We start from the raw sequence: 7,493 nt of genomic DNA, 5'->3' as shown, positions 1-7,493 counted from the left end.
GCCCGGCGGAGGGGGCGGCGGCGCCGCTGCGGCGTCCGGCCTCCGCCGGGCACGGGTCCGGGGTGCCGGTCCTCCAACACAAGTAGGAAAACCACAAACCATCGGTCAATAAATAGGGTCGTTCACACTAACCGGGCGCACTTTTACCTACGCTAACGTAGGTTACGGTTCCGTAATCTGCGAGGGAGAAGCCCCATGCGAGAGTTCAGTCAGACCGAGCTGCTGCTTGAGCTTGAGCCCGTCGTCGCCGGTGAGCTGGACCGGCACCTCAAGGTCGCCAAGGAGTGGTTCCCGCACGAGTACATCCCGTGGTCCGAGGGCAGGGACTACGACGGCTTGTTCGGCGGCGAGCCCTGGTCGCCGACCGACTCGGAGATCCCCGAAGAGGCGCGCATCTCCCTCATCGTGAACCTGCTGACCGAGGACAACCTCCCCAGCTACCACCACGAGATCGCCACGACCTTCGGCCGCGACGCGGCCTGGGGCACCTGGGTGCACCGCTGGACCGCCGAAGAGGGCCGCCACGGCACCGCGATCCGCGACTACCTGACGGTCACCCGCGCCGTGGACCCGGTCGCCCTGGAGCGGGCCCGGATGACGCACATGGGCGAGGGCTTCACCAACTCCTACGAGGGGGTGCTCCACTCCCTGGCCTACGTCTCGTTCCAGGAGCTGGCCACCCGCATCTCCCACCGCAACACCGGCAAGGCCTCCCAGGACCCGAACTGCGAGCGGCTGCTCGCCAAGATCGCGGCCGACGAGAACCTGCACATGCTCTTCTACCGCAACCTGCTCAACGCGGCCTTCCAGCTCACCCCGAGCCAGACCATGCGCGCCGTCACCGACGTGGTCACCACCTTCCAGATGCCCGGCACCGGCATCGAGGGCTTCACCCGCAAGGCCCTCGTCATCGCCAACGCCGGCATCTACGACCTGCGCCTGCACCTCGACGACGTGCTCATGCCGGTCCTGCGCCAGTGGGCCGTCTTCGACATGGGCGGGCTCGACGCCGAGGGCGAGAAGGCCCGCGAGGAGCTCGCCGACTTCCTGGCCCGGACCGAGGTCACCGCCTCGCGCTTCGTCGAGCGCCGCGAGGCCCGCCGCGCCGCCCAGGCCGCCCGCGCCTGACGGGCGTCAGGCGGTCGTGACCAGCTCCCGGGCCGTGGAGGCGCCCCCCGCGGGGGCGAGGCGCCGCAGGAAGGCCAGGACCAGCAGGGCGGCCAGGCCGGTGGTGACCGGCGGGACCAGGAACGCGAAACCGGTGCCGAACCGGTCCACCAGCTGGCCCGCCACGGCCGCGCCGGTGGCGATGCCCAGGCCGATCGCGCCGTTGAGCCAGGTGAACGCCTCGGTCCTGACCTCGGTGGGGACCAGCTGCTCCACCAGGGTGTAGCCGGTGATCACCGCGGGGGCGATGACGAACCCGGCCAGGGCCGCCGTGCCGTACAGCACCGGGACGGATCCGGCGAAGGTGAGCGCGATCGTCGCCGCGGAGAGCAGGCCGACGGCGGCCGCCAGCCGGTGCGCGGCCCCGGCCTTCCAGCGGATGAGCCCGTAGAGGATGCCGCCGACCATGCTGGCGGCGGAGAACGTGCCGTAGACGGGTCCCGCGGCGCCGGTCTGGCCGAGGGCGGCGGTCGTCGAGGTGATGCCGACCTGGAGGCTGCCGAAGACCGTGCCGAGGGCGACGAACGCCGCCGCCAGCACGGCCACGCCGCGCAGCCGGAGCACGCCGTGCTGGGAGCGGACCCGGACCGGCATCGGTTCGGGCGCCCCCCTGCGGACCGCGGCGAACGCCAGGGTGCCGGCCACCACCATGACCAGCGCCGCCAGCAGCGCCCAGACGGGCGAGAAGCCGGTCGACAGGGCCACCAGCAGCACCGGGGCGACGGTGAAGGTCAGCTCGTCGGTGATCGACTCCAGCGCGAAGGCCGTGCCCAGCTTCGTCGAACCCTCCGAGCCGCCGAGCACGTGGGCCCAGCGGGTCCGGACCATGGAGCCGACCTGCGGCATCGAGCCGCCCGCCAGGGCCGAGACGGCCACCAGCAGGGCGCCCGGCGCGTGCGCGGCGGCGAGCGCGAGCAGACCGCCCAGTGCGGCGGCGTGCGCGAGGACCTGGGGGACGAGCACCTTCGCCTGGCCGTACCGGTCGGCGAGACGGCCGGTCTGCGGGCCGATCAGCGCCTGCGCCACGGCGGCGGCCGCGGAGGCGATGCCCGCCGCGCCGTACGAGCCGGTGGACCACTCCACGAGCAGCAGGATGCCGAGCTGCAGCATGGCGTACGGCAGGCGGGCGACGAGCGCGGGGGCGAGGAACCGCCAGGCTCCGGGCGTGCCGAGCACCGCGAGGTAGGACTTCACTGAGACGTCTCCGTCGAGATTCCAGACGGAGGACGCGGCCCGGGCTCGGGAGCGCACCGTCATGGTGGGCTTCGACCGAGGTAGATACCGCCCCTTTCAGGTGGCGGCCGCCGGGCGGTCATTACGTGTATGCGTTCACAACGCATCAGAGAGTCATGTTATGCCATGGACCGGACTCTCCGCCCATCATCCGCGACCAGGAGATCATCCGGATCCGCTATGGATCTTCACGGAATCTGCACGGATGACCGCTACGCTCCGCCTCATGATCCGATCGAGGTGGGCGGGCGCGCTGGTCTGGACGGCGCTGCTGCCGTTCGCGGGCTGGGCGGTGCTCCGGGTCACCGGCTGGACTCCCGTGTGGCAGTGGGTGGCGCTGGTGGCGTTCACCCCGTATGTGGCGGCGGCCTCGGGAGCGCCGCTGTTGCTGGCCCTGGGACTGCGCCGCCGGGCGGCGGCGGCCGTCGCCCTCGTGGTGAGCCTCGCGCTCGCGCTGGCCGTGCTCCCCCGGCACTTCGCCGACGGCGACCCGCCCGCCGGGTCGCAGCGGCTGCGGGTGCTCGCCGCGAACCTGAAGGTGGGCGCGGGCGACACCGCGGGCCTCATGGAGCTGGTGCGGACCCTCGACCCCGACGTGCTCACGTTGCAGGAGCTCACTCCGGGGGCGGTCGCGCGCCTGGAGGCGGCCGGGCTGCGCACCCGCCTGCCGTACGCCGTCGACCGCTCCCACCCCGGGTTCTCCGGGTCGGGCGTCTACTCCCGGTACCGCCTCTCCGAGCTGCCGCTGATCGCCAAGGGCCGGTTCCGGCAGGCCCGGGCCGTGGTCGAGCACCCGGGAGGGCGGCGGATCGAGGTGGTCTCCGTGCACCCGTGCGCACCGAGCTACGACTACAAGATGCCGTGCTGGGCCGACGGGCTGCGGGCACTGCCGCGCGCGGGCGGGGAGCTCCGGGTCCTCGCCGGGGACTTCAACGCCACGCTCGACCACCCGCCGGTGCGCGACCTGCTGGACAGCGGCTACCGCGACGCGGCCGACGCGACCGGGCAGGGGCTGACGGCGACCTGGCCGCAGTACGGACTGCACCGGGAGTGGGGGTCGGTCCCCGGCGTGACCATCGACCACGTGCTGGCCGACTCCCGGATGGCGGTGGACGCCTTCAGCGTGCACTCCCTGGCGGACACCGACCACCGCCCGGTCTTCGCCGACCTGCGGCTGCCCTGACCCGCCGCCTCGTCCTGCAGGAGCGGGCGAGCGGGCGGCGGAGCCGCCCGCCCGGAGGTCCGGCGGCCGCTCAGGACGAGGGGCCCCCGCGCCGGGACGGTTCGTAGCGGGAGGCGAGCAGGGCGAGCGCCACTGCGGCGGCCAGCAGGCCGAAGTCGCGCAGGGCGACGTCGTAGAAGCCCGGGACGGTCAGCAGGTTGACGATGATCCCGGCGAGCCAGGCGGCGACGAGCGGGCCCCCGAACCGCGGGGCCAGCGCGACCGCGATCCCGGCGACGATCTCGATGACGCCGACGCCGTACATGGCCTGCTGGGCGGTGCCGGGGACGAGGGAGTCGATCCACGGCGCGAGGTAGGCCGGCCAGTCGGCGAGCAGGCCGGTGAACTTGTCGATCCCGAACAGGACCGGCGCCGCGGTGAAGACCGTGCGCAACAGCAGGTAGGCCCGGTAGGCAGGGTCGGCCGAGATGGCCTGGCCGGAGGAACCGATGGGTGACACACGAGCGGTCATGGCGCTTCTCCTCTAAAAACAGGATTGACTTCAATTAGAAAGTAGACCCCCGGCTTTGTTTCGTCAACGAGAACTGGTTATAGAGTGGTCGGCGTGGAAGAGCGCAGGATCGCCCGGATCTCCGCCGTCGCCGCACTCGACGAGCCGACGCGCCGGCAGGTGTACGAGCACGTCACCGGGGAGCGGGAGCCGGTCAGCCGCGACGAGGTCGCCGCGGCCCTGGGGCTGCCGCGCACCACCGCCGCCTTCCACCTCGAACGGCTCGCGGGCCAGGGCCTGCTCGACGTCGTCTTCGAACGGCGCACGGGCCGCACCGGGCCCGGCGCCGGCCGCCCGGCCAAGCTGTACCGCCGCCCGGCCTGCGACATCGCGATCTCCCTGCCGGAGCGCCACTACGACCTGGCTGGCCTGCTGCTGGCCGACGCCCTCGTCGAGGCCGAGCACTCGGGCGGCACGCCTCGGGCCGCCCTGGACCGGCGCGCCACCGGCTGGGCGTCGAGCTCGGCGAGGCCGCGCGCGCCACCGACGACCGCGACCCCCGGACGGCCGCGCTGGACGCGCTCGCCGAGCACGGCTACGAACCCCTCGTCGAGGACGGTGACGTCGTCCTGCGGAACTGCCCCTTCCACCGCCTGGCCCGGGAGCACACCGAGCTGGTGTGCGGGATGAACCTGCGCCTGCTCGACGGGTTCCTGGAGGGCCTGGGCGCCGCCGGTCTGACCGCCCGCCTCGCCCCCTCCCCCGGCCACTGCTGCGTGCGCCTGCGTCCCACTCCCTGACCTGCGTCCCGCTCCCCGACCGGCCCCGGTCGCGCCACCCCTCCACCGACCGCCGCGCTCCTCCCTGGGCGAACGGCGACGGCGACGGCGAACGACGACGGCGGGCGGCGGCCTCGCCCCCGCCTCCGAGGCCGAGCCCTCCAACCCGGACATCGGGCCGACCCACGGCCGCGCCGAGGGATCCCGCATGCCTGGAAGAACGCAAAAAGACCATATTTCATCACTTGTTGATTTATTGTGCGGGGCAGGCTTACCGTTGCTTCCAGGAGGCGTGCCATGGAGATTCCGCTGGTCCTGAGGTTCGAGGAGATCGACGCCGGGATGCCGCCGCTCGTCGGCGGCAAGGCGGCCAATCTCGGTGTGCTCACCGCGGCAGGGTTCCCCGTCCCGCCCGGCGTGTGCCTCACCACCGAGGCCTACCGACGGGTCACCGAGCGGTCCGGGTCGCTGGAGGCCGTGCTCGACGCCCTGGAGGTGACGTCTCTCACCGACGCCCGGGCCCTGGCCGAGCTGGCCGGCACCGCCCGCGCGGCCGTGCTCTCGGCCCCGGTCCCCGAGGAGGTGGCCGACGCCGTACGGCGCAGCGCGCACGGCCCCGTCGCGGTCCGCTCCTCCGCCACCGCCGAGGACCTCCCGGACGCCAGTTTCGCCGGGCAGCAGGACACCTTCCTGAACGTGGTCGGGCCGGAGGCCGTGCTGGACGCGGTCCGGCGCTGCTGGGCCTCGCTCTGGACCGACCGGGCCGTCGCCTACCGGGCGGCGAACGGCATCGCCCACCGGAGCGTGCGGCTGGCCGTCGTGGTCCAGGAGATGGTGCAGGCCGAGGTCGCCGGGGTGATGTTCACCGCCGACCCGGTCACCGGGCGGCGCCGCCAGGCGGTGATCGACGCCGCTCCCGGGCTGGGTGAGGCGGTCGTCTCCGGCGCGGTCAACCCCGACCGCTTCACGGTGGACGTCGCGACCGGGCGGATCACCGACCGGCGGGCGGGCGACAAGCGGCTGGCCGTGCGGTCGCTGGCGGGCGGCGGCGTCGAGCACGTCGGGACCGCGGCGGCCGGGACGATCGGCGAGACGGCGGCCGGGATGAACGGGATCGCGACCGCGACCGCGGACGGGGCAGCGGACGGGACGGCGAACGAGACCCCGGACGGGGCGGCGGGCGCGTTCTGCCTCACCGACGGGCAGGTCCGGGCCCTGGCCGAGCTGGGTGGCCGGGTCGAGGAGCACTACGGGGCGCCGCAGGACATCGAGTGGGCCGTCGACCCGGGCGGCGCCCTCTGGCTGACCCAGTCGCGCCCGATCACCACCCTGCACCCGATCCCCCGCCACGCCGGTCCGGACGAGGTGGCGGACGCCTCCCCCGGCCCTGGCGGCTCCGGATCCACGTCTGCCTCAGCCTCGCCCAGGGCCTCCAGCAGCCGATCACCCCGATGGGCATGGCGGCCTTCCGGCTGATGTCGTCGGCCGCCCTCGGCCTGCTGGGTCATCCGGTGGCCGACCCGCAGGCCGGGGCGCCGAACTTCGCCGAGGCGGGCGGACGGCTCTTCCTGGACGTCACCGGGATCGTGCGCAGCCGCGTGGGCCGGGCCCTCCTCCCCTGGGTGCTCGACGTGATGGAGGCCAGGTCGGCGGTGGTCCTGCGGGCCCTGGCGGCCGATCCCCGGTTCGGCGTGACCCAGCGGTCCGCGCGTCCCGCCCTCCGCCGGGTGCTGCGGGTCGGGGGCCGCCACCGGGTCCTGCCGCGCGCCGTGCGGGCGCTGCTGCGGCCCGAGACCGCGCACCGGCACGCACGGGCGACCGAGTCGGCCCTGCGGGCGCACCTCGCCTCCCCGCCGGACGCCACCGCGCTCCAGCGCCTGGACCGGGCCGAGCTGATCCTGAGCCGGTGGACGTTCCGGCTCGTCCCGGAGGTGGCTCCGGGCCCGCTGGCCGGGTTCGCCATGTTCGGCCTGGCCGTACGACTGCTGGGCGACCGCGCCCACCCCGGCGAGTTCCCGACCGTGCTGCGCGGCCTGCCGCGCAACGTGACCACCGAGATGGACCTGGCCCTGTGGCACCTGGCGGCCCGGATCCGCCGGGACGCCCCGGCGGCCGCCTGCTCCTGGGCACCCCCGCCGCCGAGCTCGCCGCGCGCTTCCGCGCGGGGGCGCTGCCCGCCGTGGTGGAGGAGGGCCTGCGGGAGTTCCTGCGGGAGTACGGCGTGCGCGCGGTCGCCGAGATCGATCTCGGGGTGCCGCGCTGGTCGGAGGACCCGGTGCACGTCATCGGCGTGCTGGCCAACTACCTGCGGCTGGACGACCCGGCCCTGGCCCCCGACGTGCAGTTCGCCCGGGGCGCCGCCGAGGCCGAGGCCGTGGCGGAGAGCCTGGCGGCCCGGGTCGGGGGGGCTGCGGGGCAGGGTGGTGCGCTTCGCCCTCGGCCGCGCCCGCGCCCTGGGCGGGCTGCGCGAGTTCCCCAAGTTCCTGCTGGTCACGTCCCTTGCCGCGGCCCGCGCGGAACTGGCCGCCGTCGGCGCCGAGCTGGCCGGGCGCGGCCTGCTCGGCTCCCCGGACGACGTCTTCTTCCTGACCCTGCGGGAGGCCCGCGCCGCCCTGACCGGGTCCGACGCGCCGACCGGGCT

7 protein-coding genes and 1 pseudogene are annotated in these 7,493 nt (G+C 74.3%); 5 read left to right on the top strand and 3 right to left on the bottom strand.

All coding sequences use genetic code 11. The features are described 5' to 3' along the window. Positions 1-195 precede the first annotated feature (195 nt). A complete protein-coding gene (locus ACWJ6R_RS26310) occupies positions 196-1,128 on the top strand; it encodes an acyl-ACP desaturase (protein ID WP_189237914.1) in 933 nt (310 codons plus the stop codon). Between the two features lie 6 nt (positions 1,129-1,134). Here the strand turns inward: ACWJ6R_RS26310 and ACWJ6R_RS26305 are convergent, their stop codons facing one another. Beyond that, positions 1,135-2,361 (bottom strand): MFS transporter, encoded by a 1,227-nt coding sequence (locus ACWJ6R_RS26305; protein ID WP_449064804.1) that lies wholly within the window; start codon positions 2,359-2,361, stop codon positions 1,135-1,137. Between the two features lie 265 nt (positions 2,362-2,626). Here ACWJ6R_RS26305 and ACWJ6R_RS26300 point away from each other — a divergent pair, with 265 nt between their 5' ends. After that, the gene (locus ACWJ6R_RS26300; protein ID WP_449064803.1) at positions 2,627-3,583 is read left to right on the top strand and encodes an endonuclease/exonuclease/phosphatase family protein; all 957 of its coding nucleotides are present in this window, start codon (positions 2,627-2,629) and stop codon (positions 3,581-3,583) included. Positions 3,584-3,653: 70 nt separating this feature from the next. Here ACWJ6R_RS26300 and ACWJ6R_RS26295 read toward each other — a convergent pair whose 3' ends face one another. Continuing rightward, positions 3,654-4,094, bottom strand: coding sequence for a hypothetical protein (locus tag ACWJ6R_RS26295; RefSeq protein WP_449064802.1), 441 nt, complete (start codon positions 4,092-4,094; stop codon positions 3,654-3,656). A 93-nt stretch (positions 4,095-4,187) separates the two neighbouring features. On the opposite strand from ACWJ6R_RS26295, the gene ACWJ6R_RS26290 reads away from it, so the two are divergent. Together ACWJ6R_RS26290 and ACWJ6R_RS26285 are read left to right on the top strand one after the other, a co-directional pair. Next, the gene (locus tag ACWJ6R_RS26290) at positions 4,188-4,763 is read left to right on the top strand and encodes a helix-turn-helix domain-containing protein (RefSeq protein ID WP_449064801.1); all 576 of its coding nucleotides are present in this window, start codon (positions 4,188-4,190) and stop codon (positions 4,761-4,763) included. Positions 4,764-5,149: 386 nt separating this feature from the next. Further along, positions 5,150-6,133 (top strand): annotated as a pseudogene (locus ACWJ6R_RS26285) (PEP/pyruvate-binding domain-containing protein); the annotation flags it as partial. Between the two features lie 223 nt (positions 6,134-6,356). Here ACWJ6R_RS26285 and ACWJ6R_RS26280 read toward each other — a convergent pair. Further along, positions 6,357-7,133 (bottom strand): hypothetical protein, encoded by a 777-nt coding sequence (locus ACWJ6R_RS26280; RefSeq protein ID WP_449064800.1) that lies wholly within the window; start codon positions 7,131-7,133, stop codon positions 6,357-6,359. A gap of 142 nt (positions 7,134-7,275) precedes the next feature. On the opposite strand from ACWJ6R_RS26280, the gene ACWJ6R_RS26275 reads away from it, so the two are divergent. Beyond that, positions 7,276-7,493 (top strand): hypothetical protein (locus ACWJ6R_RS26275; protein ID WP_449064799.1); only part of this gene is annotated, 218 nt, incomplete at its 3' end.

The organism is Planomonospora algeriensis (assembly GCF_977012225.1).
This window is presented reverse-complemented; position numbering and strand designations above follow the sequence as displayed.